Annotated in this window: 1 protein-coding gene; it reads right to left on the minus strand. The window is 57.6% G+C overall.

Annotation, left to right across the window (positions count from 1 at the left end):
• The coding region (locus tag B4113_RS19680; RefSeq protein ID WP_153017168.1) for an IS1634 family transposase at positions 1-620 on the minus strand (620 nt) is incomplete at both ends.

Genomic DNA, 620 nt, shown 5'->3' on the forward strand with positions numbered 1-620 from the left:
GCGCTCGATTCGACGACGATCAGCCGAACGGGGTGGCCTTCATACGTCGAGGCCGTTTCCCATACCCGGTACGCCGCGCCGTTTTTCTCGGCCAACGAAAAGGAGTCGCTCCACGCTGGATCGGGTTGGACATCCGCTTCCGCCAGAGCAGCTTTGACGATTCGGAGCGACGATGGGCCTCTCGTGATCAAAAAGGCGTTGGCGGCTTTCGTCTGCGCCAGAGTGTCTTTCGTCATGGCGGCGGAATCGGCCACGTAAATCCATTCGTCTTCAATCTTGGCTTGTTTGAGCTGTTCGTGGACACGGGACAGCCCCTGCGGATTCCACGTTTTGTCCGGCAGGTTGCCGTCGTGCACATCGCCGTAAAACGGGATGCCATCCTCGTTGCCGATCAGCCCGAAACCGATCTGTTTTTGCCAGCGATGATGCCGGTTGTAGCCATGCGTGATCCGCAGGGCCTCTGACGAGACCGATTCATACGCGCCGTAAACGGTCTTGTCCGTCGTATCGGCGTGGAAGGCCTGGAGAGGAAGGCCTTCTTTCCGATAAATGTGAATCAAGCAAGTGCTGATCACCTTGTGAATATCCGCCTCATACAGGCGGTCGAGATGACGAGCCAA

This window comes from Geobacillus sp. B4113_201601, assembly GCF_001587475.1.
GTDB classification, from domain to species: domain Bacteria; phylum Bacillota; class Bacilli; order Bacillales; family Anoxybacillaceae; genus Geobacillus; species Geobacillus icigianus.